11 protein-coding genes are annotated in these 17,044 nt (G+C 69.2%); 5 read left to right on the top strand and 6 right to left on the bottom strand.

The window, feature by feature from the left end; translation table 11 throughout:
- Positions 1 to 62: 62 nt before the first annotated feature.
- Both ACQ450_RS09320 and aroC read left to right on the top strand, forming a co-directional pair.
- Entirely contained in the window at positions 63 to 488 is a 426-nt protein-coding gene (locus ACQ450_RS09320) for an endonuclease domain-containing protein (RefSeq protein ID WP_431469053.1), read from the top strand.
- Entirely contained in the window at positions 485 to 1,552 is a 1,068-nt protein-coding gene (gene aroC / locus ACQ450_RS09315; protein ID WP_431469052.1) for a chorismate synthase, read from the top strand. Before ACQ450_RS09320 ends, aroC begins: the two co-directional genes overlap by 4 nt.
- A 10-nt stretch (positions 1,553 to 1,562) precedes the next feature.
- Here the strand turns inward: aroC and ACQ450_RS09310 are convergent, their stop codons facing one another.
- Complete coding sequence (locus tag ACQ450_RS09310) at positions 1,563 to 2,915, bottom strand: DUF2252 family protein (RefSeq protein ID WP_431469051.1); 1,353 nt, start codon at positions 2,913 to 2,915, stop codon at positions 1,563 to 1,565.
- A gap of 192 nt (positions 2,916 to 3,107) precedes the next feature.
- Between ACQ450_RS09310 and ACQ450_RS09305 the strand changes: the two genes are divergently transcribed.
- Positions 3,108 to 3,443 carry a hypothetical protein gene (locus tag ACQ450_RS09305; protein WP_188053064.1) on the top strand — a complete coding sequence of 112 codons (336 nt, stop codon included), beginning with the start codon at positions 3,108 to 3,110 and terminating at the stop codon, positions 3,441 to 3,443.
- A gap of 44 nt (positions 3,444 to 3,487) precedes the next feature.
- On the opposite strand, the gene ACQ450_RS09300 is transcribed toward ACQ450_RS09305, so the two are convergent.
- Entirely contained in the window at positions 3,488 to 4,777 is a 1,290-nt protein-coding gene (locus ACQ450_RS09300; protein WP_188053063.1) for an adenylosuccinate synthase, read from the bottom strand.
- Positions 4,778 to 4,849: 72 nt separating this feature from the next.
- Positions 4,850 to 8,224 (bottom strand): PAS domain-containing protein, encoded by a 3,375-nt coding sequence (locus ACQ450_RS09295; protein ID WP_431469050.1) that lies wholly within the window; start codon positions 8,222 to 8,224, stop codon positions 4,850 to 4,852.
- 119 nt (positions 8,225 to 8,343) lie between these two features.
- Here ACQ450_RS09295 and ACQ450_RS09290 point away from each other — a divergent pair, with 119 nt between their 5' ends.
- Together ACQ450_RS09290 and treF are read left to right on the top strand one after the other, a co-directional pair.
- Complete coding sequence (locus ACQ450_RS09290; protein ID WP_431469049.1) at positions 8,344 to 9,351, top strand: fumarylacetoacetate hydrolase family protein; 1,008 nt, start codon at positions 8,344 to 8,346, stop codon at positions 9,349 to 9,351.
- A gap of 127 nt (positions 9,352 to 9,478) precedes the next feature.
- The gene (gene treF, locus ACQ450_RS09285) at positions 9,479 to 11,092 is read left to right on the top strand and encodes an alpha,alpha-trehalase TreF (RefSeq protein WP_431469048.1); all 1,614 of its coding nucleotides are present in this window, start codon (positions 9,479 to 9,481) and stop codon (positions 11,090 to 11,092) included.
- 133 nt (positions 11,093 to 11,225) lie between these two features.
- Here the strand turns inward: treF and ACQ450_RS09280 are convergent, their stop codons facing one another.
- The 3 genes from ACQ450_RS09280 to ACQ450_RS09270 are packed head-to-tail and all read right to left on the bottom strand — an operon-like array spanning position 11,226 to position 17,041.
- Positions 11,226 to 14,471: an error-prone DNA polymerase gene (locus ACQ450_RS09280; protein ID WP_431469047.1), complete on the bottom strand. Its 3,246-nt coding sequence runs from the start codon at positions 14,469 to 14,471 to the stop codon at positions 11,226 to 11,228.
- Positions 14,472 to 14,514: 43 nt separating this feature from the next.
- A complete protein-coding gene (locus ACQ450_RS09275) occupies positions 14,515 to 16,377 on the bottom strand; it encodes a DUF6504 family protein (protein ID WP_431469046.1) in 1,863 nt (620 codons plus the stop codon).
- On the bottom strand, positions 16,295 to 17,041 hold the full coding sequence (locus ACQ450_RS09270; protein ID WP_188053058.1) for an ImuA family protein: 747 nt from the start codon (positions 17,039 to 17,041) through the stop codon (positions 16,295 to 16,297). Before ACQ450_RS09270 ends, ACQ450_RS09275 begins: the two co-directional genes overlap by 83 nt.
- Between the last annotated feature and the right edge of the window lie 3 nt (positions 17,042 to 17,044).

Here is a 17,044-nt window from a genome sequence, read left to right as displayed (position 1 = left end):
TCCCTCTGGGGGAGAGGGAAGGGGCCCGCCGCCGAAGGCGGTGGGAAGGGTGAGGGACAGTGATGCGATCACGCTACACGCCCGGCGACGGAACCATCGCGCGTGCTCGCCAGCTTCGCCGCGATGCGACCTCTGCGGAGCGCTATCTCTGGGCCGGGCTTCGCAACGGTCAGCTCGCCGGAAGCAAGTTCCGCCGGCAGCAGCGGCTCGGCCCCTATTACGCCGATTTCGTCTGCCATTCGGCGCGACTGGTGATCGAACTCGACGGAGACACCCACGGCCACACCGAGGCTCAGGATGCGCGCCGGACCGAGTTTCTGGAACGGGAGGGCTATCGCGTTCTGCGCTTCGCGAATAGCGAGGTGATGCAGAACCGAGAGGGCGTCTTGACTCAAATCCTGTTGCAGCTCCGCGACCTTCCCTCACCCTCCCACTCGCCTTTGGCGAGCGGGCCCCTCCCTCTCCCCCGCGGGGAGAGGGGAAGATGAGCTTCAATACCTTCGGTCGCATCTTCCGCTTCACCACATGGGGCGAGAGCCACGGCCCCGCCCTGGGCGCCGTGGTCGATGGCTGTCCGCCGGGGCTGGCGCTCAGCGAGTCCGACATCCAGCCGTTCCTCGATGCCCGGCGCCCCGGCCAGTCGCGCTTCACCACCCAGCGGCGCGAGCCCGATGCGGTGCGCATCCACTCGGGCGTGTTCGAGGGGCGGACGACCGGCACGCCGATCAGCCTGATGATCGAGAATGTTGACCAGCGCTCGAAGGATTATTCGGACGTCGCCAAGGCCTATCGCCCGGGCCACGCCGACTATGCCTATGACGCCAAATACGGCTTCCGCGACTATCGCGGCGGCGGGCGCAGTTCGGCGCGCGAGACGGCGGCGCGAGTGGCGGCGGGCGGCGTGGCGCGCAAGGTGATTCCCGAAGTGACGATCACCGCCTGGGTCGAGGCGATCGGCGGCGACGCGATCGATCCGACGAACTTCGATTCGGACGAGATCGGCCGCAACGCCTTCTTCTGCCCCGATGCCGCCGCCGCAGCACGCTGGGAAACGCTGGTGGACGCTGCGCGCAAGGCCGGCTCCTCGCTCGGCGCGGTCGTCGCCTGCGAAGCGACCGGCGTGCCCGCGGGCTGGGGCGCGCCGCTCTATGCCAAGCTCGACAGCGAGCTGGCCGCCGCGTGCATGTCGATCAATGCGGTCAAGGGCGTCGAGATCGGCGACGGCTTCGCGGCCGCCGTGCTGTCGGGCGAGGCCAATGCCGATCCGATGCGCCCGGGCGCCGACGGGCCGGAGTTCCTCGCCAATCATGCCGGCGGCATCGCGGGGGGCATCTCTACCGGACAGCCGCTGCGGCTGCGCGTCGCGTTCAAGCCGACCAGCTCGATCCTCACCCCGGTCGAAACGGTCACTCGCGACGGCGAGGCGACCGAGATCGCGACCCGGGGGCGCCACGATCCCTGCGTCGGCATCCGCGGGGTTCCGGTCGTCGAGGCGATGGTCGCGCTCGTCCTCGCCGATCAGAAGCTGTTGCATCGCGCCCAGTGCGGCTGAGCGGTCCGGTTCAGCCGTCGCCGCTCCTGTCCATCAGCCGCCCGAAACACTGCCAGTCCGCTACCACCTGCTCGGCATAGCGCCGGGCGTTCTCGATCAGCCCATCGCGTTCGCGGTCGAGCGCGTCGGCCATCGCGGTCTCGAACCGCACCGAGCGGTTGTCGCCGCGGGCATGGGCAAGCGCGGCCGCGGTGCCGCAGGCGACCGCATAGTCGCGCATCCGCTGCCCCACATGGCGCTTGGCGAGGCAGATTTCCTCGGGCTCGGCGCTCACCCGCGCATGGTGGCGCGATCGGATCAGCCAGTGCGCGCCTTGCCATTCCATCTGGTCGAGCAGCAGGTCGGGCTCGCGTTGCACGCGCCGTTGGATATGCACGGTCAGATGCGCCGCGCCCAGGCTGTTGCGTGGATCGAGATCGGGAAAGGCATGGACCGGCGCCGCCACGCGCTGCTGCTTCGCCTCCACCACCTGTGCCATCGCAAGGCCCGCCGTTCCGGTCGCGCCCTCGCGCCCCACGAGCAGATAATAGCGCGGCAGCTCGAGCGATCCCGTGCCCTGTCCCAGCCGCTCGACGATGTCGAGGATGGTGTCGTCGACATAGGGACGAAAGGCGGCGCGGGCGCTTTCTTCCAGCGCCGGCTCCAGCCGGCGGTACCGGTTCGGCCGCTCGCGGAAACACAGGCCGTTCGGTCCGCTCGCCGCCGCCTTGCCCAGCGAGCTCTTGCGCTCGAACTTCTTCCCGCCGATCGCCCGTTTGCGCGCCTTCTTCAGATAGCGGCGCAGCGGATGGCGGCGGGCGAATCGGTCGAGCGTCGTCCGTCGCACCATCGGATTGTCGATCACCCGGCGGCAGGTCTCGGCATAGGAATCGAGGCACGCGCGCACGGCGGCTTCGGCATCGTCGGCGCTCGCAGCGGCAAGCCCGTCCAGATCCGCGAATGCGTCGGTCGCGTATCTGCCGGCCAGAATGCCGCGCGCCAGCTCGGCGCCGACGAACAGGCTGACCGAAAGCCGCATCAGATCCCAGCCGGCGCGGCCGATACAGGCTTCGTCGAAGTCGGTCGGCACAAAGGCGATGTGGCGCCCGTGCGACCCCTTCTCCGTCACGAAGCCGAAATTGCCCATGTGGCAGTCCCCCAGCACCGCAGTGGTGCAGGCCGGCGTGTCGAACCCCGCCGGCAGGCGCAGCACCCCGTCGGCCAGGTCGGCGTAGAAGAGCTGCGCCGAGCCGCGCAGGAAGCGGTACGGGCTTTCGAGCATCCTGCGGTGCTTGGTCGTCGGCGCGCCCGCGCCGGGACGGGCTCCGTCGACACGGTCGATCGCCGCCGCGATCCGCTCGGTGCGTGCTTCCTGTTCGGCCACCTTTGGGGAACCGCGAAGGCCGCGTCCCGTTCCGCACCGCGCTTCGGGGGCGGCGGAACACGATTGGTCGCTCAAATCGTGCAGATGCCGGTCGAACCGGCGGTGGACTGCGCCGAACGGGGCGGCCGCCCGGGCGCCTTTGCCGGAGAGGAGGGTTCTTCAGCTGCTCAGTTCAGCAACCGGAGTAAACCCATGCGTACCACGACACTTGCGAGCCTCTTGTTCCTCTGCGGCTCGACTGCGGCAGTCGCGCACATCCAGGCAGCGCCGGCGCTTCAGGACGCGCCGAACGCTACCGCCAACACGCTGATGGACGAACCGCTGGCCGAGGATCCGGCGCTCGATCCGCTGGCGAACCAGACGGGCGAGCCGATGCCCGATGCGCCGCTGCCCGGTGACGATCTCGACCAGCCCCCGCTCGATCCCGCGACGCCCGATCCCGTGCTCGACGAGGAAGTGTCGGATCCGACGACGATCGGGCCGGTAATGCCCGAGCCGATGGGAGACGATGCGCCGCCGACGCGCTGAGGCGGGGAGTGCGCCCGGCGGAAGCCTCCGGCCGGGCGCAACCTTCAATCGGCGAAGGGGTCGCGCACCAGGATCGTGTCGTCGCGCTCGGGGCTGGTCGATACCAGCGCGACCGGGCACTGGATCAGCTCCTCGATCCGGCGGATGTACTTGATCGCCTGCGCCGGCAGTTCGGCCCAGCTGCGCGCGCCCGCGGTCGATTCCGACCAGCCTTCGACCGTTTCGTAGATCGGCTCGACTTCGGCCTGATCGTTGAAATTGGCGGGATAATAGTCGAGCTCCGCGCCGCGCAGCCGATAGCCGGTGCACACTTTCACTTCGTCGAATCCGTCGAGCACGTCGAGCTTGGTGAGCGCGATTCCGGTCACGCCCGAAACCGCGACCGACTGGCGGACGAGCACTGCGTCGAACCAGCCGCAGCGGCGCTTGCGTCCGGTCACCGTGCCGAACTCGCGCCCGCGCGTGCCCAGCCGCTCGCCGGTCTCATTGTCCTGCTCGGTCGGAAAGGGGCCCGATCCGACGCGCGTCGTATAGGCCTTGGCGATGCCCAGCACGAAGCCGACTGCGCCCGGCCCCAGTCCCGATCCCGCCGCGGCGGTGCCCGCCACCGTGTTCGACGAAGTGACGAACGGATAGGTGCCGTGGTCGATGTCGAGCAGCACGCCCTGCGCGCCTTCGAACAGGATGCGGCGGCCGCGCGCGCGCGCCTCGTGCAGCGTCCGCCACACCGGCTGGGCATAGGGCAGGACGAAGCCGGCGATCTCCTCGAGCTGCGCGGTCAGCGCGGCGCGGTCGATCGGCGCTTCGCCGAAGCCGGCGCGCAGCGCGTCGTGGTGCGCGCTCAGCCGGTCGAGCTGCGGCCCCAGGCTGTCGAGATGGGCGAGGTCGCACACCCGGATCGCGCGGCGGCCCACCTTGTCCTCGTACGCCGGGCCGATCCCGCGCCGCGTCGTGCCGATCTTGCCGGCGCCGCTGGCGTCCTCGCGCAGTCCGTCGAGGTCGCGGTGAAAGGGCAGGATCAGCGGGCAGGTGTCGGCGATCATCAGCGTGTCGGGAGTCACTTCGACTCCCTGCCCGCGCAGCCGTTCGATCTCGTCGCGCAGCGCCCAGGGGTCGAGCACCACGCCGTTTCCGATCACGCTCGGGGTGCCGCGCACGATGCCCGAGGGCAGCAGCGAGAGCTTGTAGGTGTTGTCGCCCACCACCAGCGTGTGGCCGGCATTGTGCCCGCCCTGAAACCGCACGACCACATCGGCGCGCTCGGCGAGCCAGTCGACGATCTTGCCCTTGCCTTCATCGCCCCACTGGGCGCCGATCACTGCGACGTTCGCCACTATTCCGTCCTCGAAGCGGGCCCCGCGGCCCCGAGCTTGGCGCCCTAGTCGCCCCGTCGCGTCGCGGCAACCTCAGCCGTCGATCGCGGCGCGCACGCGATGCGCCAGCGCATCGAAGTCGAACGGCTTGGCGAGCACCGCTCCCGCGTCGCTGTCGGGCGCCGGTTCGCTCTCGCGCGAATAGCCGGTGGTGAACAGCACCTTGAGGTCGGCGATGCGCTCGCGCGCCTTGGCGGCGAGTTCGCGCCCGGTCATTTCGGGCATCACCATGTCGGTGAAGAGCAATGTCGCTCGCTGTCCCAGATCGAGCAGCCGCAGCGCCTCGGGCCCGTCGCGTGCGTCGATCACCGTATAGCCCAGCTCGCGCAGCGCCTCGACCGAGAAGCTGCGCACGCGGTCCTCGTCCTCGACGACGAGGATCGTCTCGCCCCGGCGCGCGCGCGGCGCCGCGGGGCGCGCGGTCGCGGCAGGCGCATCGGGCAACTGGCCGCCGCTGTGGCAGGGCAGATAGACGCGCACCGTCGTGCCTTCGCCCGGGGCGGTTTCGACTCGGATCTGCCCGCCCGACTGGCGCACGAATCCGAACACCTGGCTCAGCCCCAGCCCGGTGCCCTTGCCGACGCCCTTGGTGGTGAAGAACGGCTCGAACGCGCGTGCCGCCACGTCGGGCGGCATGCCGCAGCCGGTGTCGCGCACCGCGATCTGCACATAGTCGCCCGGCGCCAGGTCATAGGCGGCACGGTCCTCCTCGCGCAGCGTCACGTTCGCCGTCTCGATCGTCAGCGTGCCGCCCTGGGGCATCGCGTCGCGTGCGTTCACCGCCAGGTTGAGGATCACATTCTCGAGCTGGTTGGGATCGGCGAGCGCGTGCCACACGGTGCGCGGCAGGATCGTCTCGACGGTCACATCCTCGCCCAGCGTCCGCACCAGCAGCTCGATCATGCCGGCGACCATGTCGTTGGCGCTGACCGGCACCGGCTTCAGCGGCTGCTGGCGTGAAAAGGCGAGCAGCCGCTGGGTCAGCGCCGCCGCCCTGCTGGCCCCGTCGCGCGCCGCGGTGACATAGCGGTCGACATCGGTCTGCCCCTGGGCGAGCCGCCGCTCGAGCAGGTCGAGCGCGCCGACCACCACCGCCAGCATATTGTTGAAATCATGCGCGATGCCGCCGGTCAGCTGGCCCACCGCCTCCATCTTCTGCGCCTGACGGAGCTGTTCCTCGGCGGCCATCAGTTGGCGCGTCCGCTCCTCCACAGCCTGCTCCAGCTCCTGCCGCGAGCGGGCGAGCACTTCGCGCGCATCGACGATCTCCTGCACGTCGGTACAGGTGCCGAACCAGCGCGTGATGGCGCCATATTCGTCGCGCACCGCCTGCGCGCGGCCGAGCACCCAGCGATAGTGGCCGCTGTGGTGCCGCAGCCGGTATTCGATGTGATAGGGTTCGCCGGTCTCGAGGCATCGGCGCCACAGCTTCACGGCGCGCGGCTCGTCGTCGGGATGGAACACGCCGGCCCACATGTCGCCGTCGGTCGATCCGTGGGGCACGCCGGTATATTCGTACCAGCGATCGTTGAAATAGTCGTGGTACCCGTCGGGGCGCGTCGCCCAGATCATCTGGTCGATCGAATTGGCGATCGCGCGGAACTTCTCCTCGCTCTCGCGCAGCGCCGCGGCGGCACTGACGCGCTCCACTGCGTCCCACGAGATTTCGGCGACCGCTTCGATGAACGCCACTTCCTCGGCCGTCCAGTCGCGCGGCTCGGCCTGGTTGGCGTAGAGACTGGCTACCCAGCTGCCGCCGCGCAGCAGCGGCACGCCCACCGCGGCGGGAGAAAGCTGCGCGAACTCGGTGCCGGGATAGTCGGTCTGCGAGTCGCGAGTCACCACGCTGCGCCCCGAGCGATAGCGCTCTACCGCCGATCCCAGGATATCGACGCTCATCGTACCCTGCATCGCCGGCAGCGATCCGTTCGTCCACGACGGTCCGAACTGCAGGATGCCGTCGCCGACGACGCGATAGAAGCCGACTCGGTCGAGCCCCATGCGCTGGGCGAGCGCGGCCGCGGTGAAGCGCATGATCGCCGCCGGCGTGTCGAGCGTCCGCTGCCGTTCGGCGAGCGCATAGATGAAGGTCTGCGCCTCGTTGGCGATCCGCAGCTCCTCGGCCGCCAGCCGCGCCGCATCCTCGTTCGCGCGGCGCGCGGTGATGTCGTAGCTCACGCCGGGAAAGCGGACCGGCATGCCCGCCTCGTCGAAGAAGCCCCGGCCCTGCGTCAGCAGCCACCGCACCTCGCCGTCGGGGCGCAGTACGCGATATTCGATCGACAGCGTCTCGTGCTTCTCGACCGCCGATTCGATCGCGCCGCGCACCCGGTCGCGGTCGTCGGGATGGACGAGCTGGTAAAAGCCCTCGATCGTCGTTCCCTTGGCCAGCCCATCGGGATCGACTCCGAACAGCTTGGCGAACCGTCCGTCGCCGCGCAGCCGCCCGGTGCGTCCGTCCCATTCCCAGGTGCCGATTCCGGCCGAAGCGTCGAGCGCCAGCTGCAGCCGCTCCTCGCTTGTGCGCAGCGCGGTCTCGGCCTCGGCGCGCTCGGTCACGTCGGTCGCCTGGATGAAGATGTCGGTGGTGTTGCCGCGCGCGTCCTTGATCGGCTGGAACACGAAATCCAGGATGCGCGTCTCGGCCGGCGCGTCGGCGGTGCGCTGGAGCTCCACCGGTGTCGCCGTGGTGCGAAACGCCTCGCCCGTGCGGTACACCGTGTCGAGCACTTCGACATAGCCCTGTGCGACGACTTCGGGCAGCGCCTCGGCAACTTCGCGTCCGATCAGGTCGCGCGCGCCGACCAGCTCGAGATAGGCGGGATTGGCCAGTTCGAACCGGTGCCGCGGCCCGTGGAGCAGCGCGACCGCGCCTGGCGCCTGCTGGAACAGCTCGCGCATCCGGTCGACTTCGCTCTTGCGCGCGTTCTCGGCGAGCACCACCCGCGTCGTTTCGTTGCCCTGGTTGAACACGCCGGCGATCGCGCCGTCCCGATCGCGAATCGGCGTGAAGCTGTAGTTCCACCACGTGTCCTGCGGCCGTCCCTCGCGCACCATCGGCAACCGCTGGTCGAACGCCGCGATTCCCTTGCCGGTGCGCAGTACTTCGTCGAACTGCGGCGCGATCACGCTCCAGATGTCGCCCCACACTTCGCGTGCCGGGCGGCCCAGGCACCAGGGATGCCGCTCGGCCGGGATCGGCGCCCAGGCGTCGTTGTAGAGCAGCCGCAGATCGGGGCCCCAGTAGATCGCGGTGGGAAAGCTCGATCCCAGGCAGATGCCCAGCGCCGATCGCAGCGCCTGCGGCCAGCGATCGGGCGTGCCCAGCGGGTTGTCCGACCAATCGTGCTCGCGGATGCGCCGGGCCATGTCGCCGCCGTGATCCAGGAATCGTAGCGACGGGTTCATGGCAGACAGCGTTGCGAGGTGGCGGGATGGCTGTCAACCGTCGTGGCCGCGCGCGCCTCGAAAACCTCGACAGGATCGCGCAGGCCCCTATGTGAATGGCAAGAGAGGAGAAACACCGCATGAAACTCGCCAGCCTGAAGCACGGTCGCGACGGCCGCCTCGTCGTCGTCTCCGACGATCTCGCCTGGTATGCCGATGCCGGCGCGGTCGCGCCGACGCTGCAGGCCGCGCTCGACGATTGGGATCGGCTGGAGGGCGATCTGCGCAACCTCGCGACCGACCTCAACCATGAGGCGATCCCGCGCGAGCGCTTTCACGAGCGCGAAGCGGCGGCGCCGCTGCCGCGCGCCTTCCAATGGGCCGATGGCTCGGCCTATGTGAATCACGTCGCGCTCGTCCGCCAGGCGCGCGGCGCCGAAATGCCCGAGAGCTTCTGGCACGATCCGCTGATGTATCAGGGCGGGTCCGATGGCTTCCTCGGCCCGCGCGACGATATCCCGCTCAAGGACGAAAGCTGGGGCTGCGATCTCGAGGCCGAGGTGGTGGTCGTCACCGGCGACGTGCCGATGGGGGTCTCGGCGCGGGACGCGCTCGATCACGTCCGCCTCGTCGGCCTCACCAACGACGTGTCGCTGCGCAACCTGATCCCCGGCGAGCTCGCCAAGGGCTTCGGCTTCTTCCAGTCCAAGCCGGCCAGCGCGATGTCGCCGGTGTTCGTCACGCCCGATGCGCTCGGCGACTGGTGGCGCGACGGCAAGCTCCATCGCAAGCTGATGGTCGATTTGAACGGCGAACCGTTCGGCCGCGCCGAGGCGGGCGAGGACATGACCTTCGATTTCGGCACGCTGATCGCGCATGCCGCCAAAACGCGAAACCTCGGCGCCGGCACGATCATCGGCTCGGGCACCGTCTCCAACCGCGATGCCGATGGCGGCCCGGGCAAGCCGATCGCCGACGGCGGCGTCGGCTATTCGTGCCTCGCCGAAGTGCGCACCGTCGAGACGATCCTCCGTGGAAAACCGGAAACCTCATTCCTGAAGGCCGGCGATACGGTGCGCATCTGGGCCGAAGACGATCGTCACCACCCCATTTTCGGGGTGATCGAGCAGACGGTGACTGCCCTATAAAGGACTCTGCCCTCGCTCGATTCGTCCTGAGCCTGTGAAGGGGGTGGGGCGGTCGCGCGAGCGGCTGAAACAGGAGAGGGACGAACCACAGGAGTCGCGCATGCGCCTCTCGTTTTGGTTGAAGCCAGTGGCAGCATTTCTAGCGGCATCGCTTCCCGCGGCCTGCGCCGGGCCCCAGACGCCGCTCGCGCTGGTCGCGACGACGGCCGACACCGCTTCGGTCGCGACTCCGGCCGATCTCTACGGCGATCTGTTCGTCCAGGTGCAGATGCGCCGCATCTTCCCGGACGGGAAGACCTTCGTCGATGCCGTTCCACGGCGCGAGCCCGCGGCGATCCTGGCGGCGTGGCGCGAACGCGATTTCGCCGGAGACGATGCCGCGCTGCGCCGCTTCGTCCTCGACAATTTCGATCTGCCCGCGGCCGATGCCCAGCCGACGCCGTCGCTCGTGCGGCGCGGCCCGGCGCTGCCGCTCGAATCGCATATCGGCGCGCTCTGGGCGCATCTCACCAAGCCGCCGGTCGTGTCCGAGCGCGGCAGTTCGGCGCTGGCGCTGCCCGAGCCGTTCGTCGTGCCCGGCGGGCGCTTCCGCGAGCTCTATTACTGGGACAGCTATTTCACGATGCTCGGGCTCGCGCGCGACGGGCGCGACGATCTCATCGAATCGATGCTCGCCGATTTCACTTCGCTGGTCGATCGCTTCGGCCATGTGCCGAACGGCACGCGCACCTATTACGTCAGCCGGTCGCAGCCGCCCTTCCTCTATCTGATGGCCGAGCTGTCCGCCGAGCAGGACCGGGCGGTGCTCGAGGCCCGGCTGGCGGCGCTCCGGGCAGAGCATGATTTCTGGATGCGCGGCGCCGATCGGCTCGGCGATTCGGTTCCGGCGGCGGCGCGTGTCGTGCGGATGCCCGACGGCGCGCTGCTCAACCGCTATTGGGACGATCGGGACACGCCGCGCGACGAAAGCTATCGCGAGGATGTCGAGACGGCGGCCGAAAGCGGACGGCCCTCGGCGGAGGTCTATCGCCATTTGCGCGCTGGCGCCGAAAGCGGCTGGGATTTTTCGTCGCGCTGGCTGGCGGACGGCCGCACGCTGGCGAGCATCGACACCACCAATATCGTGCCGGTCGATCTCAACAGCCTGCTCTATGGGCTCGAGAGCGCGATCGCCGAGCGGTGCTGGACGCTCGGCGATACGGCGTGCGGCGATCGCTATGCGCGCGCCGCCGAAGCGCGCCGGGTGGCGATCGAGCGCTGGCTGTGGAGCGAAGGCGAGGGGCGCTACGGCGACTGGGATATTGCGCGCGGCGGGATCCGACCGGGCGTGACCGCGGCGACGCTCTATCCGCTGTTCACTGGCGTGATCGAGGGCGGGCCGCGTGCCGATGCCGTGGCGGCGGCGGTCGAGGCGAGCCTGCTCGCGCCCGGCGGGCTGCGCACGACGACGGTCGACACGGGGCAGCAATGGGATGCGCCCAACGGCTGGCCGCCGCTCCAGTGGATCGCGGTCGAGGGGCTGCGCCGCACCGGCCATCCCGAACTGGCGCGGGCGGTTGCCGACCGCTTCCTCGGCACGGTGGTCCGCACCTATCGCGAGACCGGCAAGCTCGTCGAAAAATATGATGTCGAGGCGGTTCGGCCGGGCGGTGGCGGCGAATATCCGCTGCAGGACGGCTTCGGCTGGACGAACGGCGTCACGCGCGCGCTGATGGCTGAATATGGGTTGCCCGGCGAATAGGCGCGGCGGCGCTGTCCTACACGGCGCGAATCTGCCATGCTCGCCTCGCGCGATCGGGTTCGCGCAACAAAGGATCGGCTGAAGGAAATTTTCGCAAAGAATTAGTGCGAAAACCGCGAAGCGAAGCGGCGACTCAATGGAAGTCACGCGACTTGAATCGAATCGCCTCTTCGGGGTCCGTGCCATCGGCGTGCGGCTTGAAATACAGGTCGCGCGGGCGAATCCGGTCGCGCTGGTCGGGGCCGCCGCGATGCGCTCCGTCGCCGGGGCCGGTGAGGTCGGGCAGGTCTAGGTCGCCGATGCTGCGCAGCATGTCCGATCGGTCGACGATCCGGTCGGTGATGACGTGGATCACGATGCCCTCGCGCTGCACGCGCCCGCGGATCGAGATCATCGCGGCGGACATGATGGTCCGGCGCTGCGCCTCGAACCGGTCGGGCCAGACGATCGCATTGGCGGTGCCGGTCTCGTCCTCGATGGTGATGAACAGCACGCCCTTGGCGCTGCCCGGCTTCTGGCGGACGAGGATCACGCCCGCCACGTCCACTCGCGCGCCGTCCTTCATCCGGGCGAGGTCGGCGCAGCGGACCACCCGCTCCGCCGCCAGCTGGTCACGCAGGAAGTGCAGCGGATGCGCCCGCAGCGACAGCTGGGTCGTGCGATAATCCTCCACCACTTCGCGGCCGGCCGATAGCGGGTCGAGCGCCACCGGCGCCTCTTCCCCGCGTTCCAGCGCATCGGCGGCGGCGAACAGCGGCAGCGGCTTCTCGCCCAATCCCTTGATTGCCCAGAGCGCCTGGCGCCGGTCGAGCCCCAGCGATGCGAAGGCGTCGGCGCGGGCGAGCTTCTCCAGTGCGGCGAGCGGAACGCCCGATCGCCGCCACATGTCCTCCACGCTGGCGAACGGCCGTTCGCTGCGCGCGCCCAGGATACGCGCGGCATCCTGGTTCGACAGGCCATGGACGATCCGCATGCCGAGCCGCAGGGGCAGCAGCCCGTCCTCGGGGCCATCCTCCACCAGCGTGTCCCATCGGCTGGCGTTGACGCACACGGCACGCACCACGACGCCGTGCTCGCGCGCGTCGCGCACGATCTGAGCGGGTGCATAAAATCCCATCGGCTGCGCATTGAGCAGCGCCGCGCAGAAAATGTCGGGATGGTGGTGCTTCATCCAGCAGCTCGCATAGGCGATCTTGGCGAAGCTCGCCGCGTGGCTTTCGGGAAAGCCGTAGCTGCCGAAGCCCTCGATCTGCTTGAAGGTGCGCTCGGCGAAGTCGCGGGCATAGCCGCGCGCGACCATTCCCTCGACCAGCTTGTCGCGGAAATGGCTCACGCCGCCGGTGAACTTGAACGTCGCCATCGATCGCCGCAGCGCGTCGGCTTCGGCCGCGGTGAAGCCCGCGCCGACGATCGCCACCTTCATCGCCTGTTCCTGGAACAGCGGCACACCCTTGGTCTTCTGGAGCACCGCGCGCAGTTCCTCGGAGGGGTATTCCTCCTTCTCCTTGCCTTCGCGCCGGCGCAGATAGGGATGCACCATGTCGCCTTGGATCGGCCCGGGTCGCACGATCGCCACTTCTATGACGAGATCGTAGAATTCCTTTGGCTTCATCCGCGGCAGCATCGCCATCTGCGCGCGGCTTTCGATCTGGAACACGCCCAGCGTGTCGGCGCGCTGGATCATCTCGTATACGGCGGGATCGTCGTCCTGCAGGTCGGCCATGCCCACGCGCAGCCCCTTGTGTTCCTCGAGCAGCTCGAACGCGCGCCGCATGCAGCCCAGCATGCCGAGCCCGAGGATGTCGACCTTCATGAAGCCGAGCTCCTCGATATCCTCCTTCTCCCATTCGACCACCCAGCGATCGGGCATCGAGGCGGGTTCGATCGGCACCAGATCGTCGAGCCGGTCGCGAGTGAGGACGAACCCGCCGGGATGCTGCGACAAGTGGCGCGGCGTGCCGATCAGCTGGCGCGCGAGATCGAGCGTCAGCGCGATCCGCGGATCGGTGGCGTCGAGGTTCAGCGCCTCGACATGGCGCTGCTCGACACCTTCGGAAGACCAGCCCCAGACTTGACCCGCCAGCGCTCCGGTGAGGTCTTCAGGCAGGCCCAGCACCTTGCCCACCTCCCGCACGGCGCCGCGACTGCGGAAGCGGCTGACGACGGCGGTCAGCGCGGCATGATCGCGGCCGTAGGTCTGGTAGATCCATTGGATCACTTCCTCGCGCCGCTCATGCTCGAAATCGACGTCGATGTCGGGCGGCTCCTTGCGCTCGGTGGAAACGAAGCGCTCGAACAGCAGCTCGTGCTGCACCGGATCGATCGACGTGATGTCGAGCAGATAGCAGATCATCGAATTGGCGGCCGAACCGCGTCCTTGGCACAATATCCCCTGGCTGCGCGCATATTCGACGATCGAATGGACGGTGAGGAAATAGGGCGCATAGTCGAGCTGCGCGACAAGGCTGAGCTCGTGTTCGAGTTGCGCGGCGTAGCGGGGTGCGTCGGGAAATCGCCTGGCCAGCGCCTCGCGGGCGAGCTTTTCCAGCGCCTGTTGCGGAGTTCGGCCCGACATCACGATTTCGTCGGGGTACTGATACTGCAGCTCGCGCGGCGAGAAGGTGCAGCGCTCGACGATTGCCTCGACTGCGGTGAGCGCCTCGGGATGCGCCGCGAAACGGCGCGCCATCTCGGCAGGCGGTTTCAGGTGGCGGTCGGAATGGCGCTCGCGGGCGAAGCCGAGCGTGTCGATCCTGGCCTTCTCGCGGATCGCGGTGACCACGTCCTGCAGCATGCGCCGGTCGGGATGGTGATAGAGCACGTCGCCCGTGGCGAGCGGCGTCAGCCCGTGCGCGCGGGCGGCCTCGCTCAGCCGGTGAAGGCGCAGCGCATCATTCGGACGGCGATGGTGGCTGAGCGCTACATGGCCGTTGCCACCGAAGATGTGGGCCATCCAGCGCAGCGCCACAGCATCCCCGAAATCGGCCAGGCCCGGCACCAGCGCCGCGACCAGCCCGTTGCCATGCTGCGCAATATCGTCCCAGTGGAGGAAGCACTGTCCCTTTTCACCGCGTTGTGTGTCGGCGCGATGCTTGCCGAGCGTGAGAAGACGCGTGAGCCGGCTCCAGGCGGCGCGATCCTGCGGCCAGACGAGCAGCGAATGGCCGCTGACGAGATCGAGTCGGCATCCCGCAACCAGCCGCACGCCGGTCTGTTCGGCGGCGACCAGCGCGCGAACGATTCCGGCGACGGAGTTGCGGTCGGTGATGCCGAGCGCAGGCATCTCCATCGCCGCCGCCATCGCGAACAGCTCCTCGCACGACGAGGCGCCGCGCAGGAAGGAGAAGTGCGTCGTGACCTGAAGCTCGGAGTAGGTCATGCCGCCCTGCGCCTCTCCACCGGAGAAAAGGACTTGCAGTGCGTCACCCGAAAACGCCGTGCAGATACCAACGCATGTCGCCGCTCACCGCGCGCTCGCCGTCGCCGCGGCGGAACAGCCAGTAGCGGCGGCCCTGCTCGTCCTCGACGCGATAGTAGTCGCGCGTGGCATGCACCTCGCTCAGCCGCTTCCACCATTCGCCATGGATGCGCTCGGGACCATCGGCGCGGACGATGCGATGCGTTTCGCCACGCCAGGTGAAGCGGCGCGGCGGCTGATCCGGAAGCAGCGCGAGCACGTCATCGACTTGCTCGGGACGGTGCAACAGCCGAGTCGGGCGCGGCCAGCGTGCATGCCAGGGCGGCAGCGCCGCGCCGGTATCGAGTTGGCGCACGTCGTCGATGCGCCGGCGCTCGACAGGGGGAGCGGGCGGATCGAGCACAGGCCTGTGCGCCGCGGAGCGCTCGGGTACGTCGCTTTCCACGGCGCGCATGCGCCACATATGCGCGGTGCCGATGCGGGTCGCCAGCGTATCGACCAGCGGCGCCAGATCGGGAACGCTGTCCTCGGCGTCGAGCCGGTCGGAAAAGGAAGAGGGCCCCAGCGGTTCGGCACGCCGGACATGAAGTGTGATCGAATCGATGCCGAAGCCGGGTTCGATCTCCTCGATGCGACGGGCGAGCAGCCGCACGAGATGCGCAGGATCGCGGCTGGCGCGGGCAAGGCCGATGCGGATGCGCTGTGGAACCCCGTCGATGCGTTCGGCGACGAACTCGATGCGCCGTGCGCCGAGCCCCGCCTGCGCCAATGCGTTGGCGAGCTCAGGCACCAGCTGGCCGAGCCAATAGGCGATGCCTTCGGCGCTCAGGACCGGTTCGGCGAAGCGGCGACCGGCGAGAATATGTTCCTGCGGGATGATCGGATCGAGCGGTTCGGGAGCGAGCCCCAGCGCTTGGTCGAGCCGTTCGGCGAGGCCGCGACCGAAACGGCGGACCAGCGGCGCGCGCGGCATGGCCGCGAGCGTGCCGATGCGATCGACGCCCAGCCGGCGGAGCAGTTCGACTGCGGTGGGCGCTATGCGCAGCGCCTCTGGTGGAAGTGCGGCGATCGCGGTGCGGTGCGCACCCGGAGGGCAGAGCAAGACCGGCTCCGGCATCCGGGTGACCAGCGCCCATGCCGCGCCCGCCGTGTCGGCCACGGCGATGCGCGCAGCATAGCCGCGCCGCGCGAGCAGCCGCAGGATGCGCCGTGCCATCGCCTCTTCGCCGCCGAACAGATGTGCCACGCCGGTGAGATCGAGGAACAGGCCGTGTTCGCCGGCGCGTGCGACCAGCGGCGACCAGCGCCGCGCCGCAAGAACGGCAAGGCGGCGGAGCGCTTCCGCGTCGCCCTGTGGATCGGCAGGATGCACTTCGAGTCCGGGAAGCTGCGCGCGGGCGCTTGTAAGCGCCATGCCGGGCACGATCCCGAGCGCACGAGCAGCCGGGCAGGCGGTGGCGACGAGAGTACGGGTGCCGACACGATGCGACGTGACGAGAGGCAGGGTTGCTTTTGGCAATGGGGAAATCGGTGGATGGGCTCCTCCTCGCCCGTTTTCCGCGTGCGCAGCTTTGAACGGATGCTCCGCCGCTTCGCTGCGGCGGCCGAGCTCGCGCATTCTGGGCCGCTGGTGCGCCGGCAGCGCGTCGATCTCTTTGGCGCGTTCGGCGCGTGCCCAGCGGGCGCCAGGGCGGAATCCCGCCTCGCGCGGTACCGAACAGGCGTTCAGCCGCTCCGTCGCTGCCGCTGCTGCCAGCGGAGCGGCATCCACTGTACCGCGGCGCTCAGGCGGCGCGGCGGTCCGCTCCGCCTGCCGCAGCCGGTCGATCGGCCAGTTTGGCAGGTAGAGCGCAGCGACCCGTTTCATCGCACGCCTCCAAAATCCAGTCCGCAGGCTCGCCGCCCTTTTGACGGACGAGCGAAACCTTCCAGCGCGCACGGCCTACGCCTTCCACCGGCAGCGGAGTCGATGGGGCCGCGCCGATGCGCCAGCGCGTCACCGCAGCCGAAGGCGCGCCCAGCGGATTGCCCCCGCTCCGCCCATGCCGCTTGAGCAGCAGCGCGATCGTTCGCCCACCTTCGGCTGCGAGTTGCAGCCGGCGCGTCGCGGTCATGTGCGCACGCTTCACTTCGCCGATCACTGCGCCCAGGCCGCGGTGGCGCAGCCCTTCCTCCATCAGCGCCAGCACCTCGGCGTCGTCGGAAGCCTCGGCATAAAGCACGCGCCGCGCCTCGAGCCCTGCCTGGGCAAGGCCGGGTGCAAACAGGTCCCGCCGCCGCACGACCCAGAGCACCGGGCCGAAGGCGCGCCCGGCGATCCCGCTGAGGAACAGCGTGGCGGAAGCATCATCGGCCAGATCGGGAGTCGCGCCGGCGATTTCGTGCAGGGCGTCGAGCCGCAGACCGGTGCTCGCCAGCTTTGCATCGACCGCGCCGATTCCGAAGGGCAGCACCGGGCGCTTTCGAAAGCCCTGCGTCTCGATCGAACGTAGGGTTTCGCGGAGGTCGGCGAGAGCGGCGGCATCGGCCATGTG

This window comes from Sphingosinithalassobacter sp. LHW66-3 (assembly GCF_050703275.1).
GTDB lineage: Bacteria > Pseudomonadota > Alphaproteobacteria > Sphingomonadales > Sphingomonadaceae > Sphingomonas.
The sequence above is the reverse complement of the archived record's forward strand: the minus strand, read 5'-3'. Positions and strand labels throughout refer to the sequence as shown.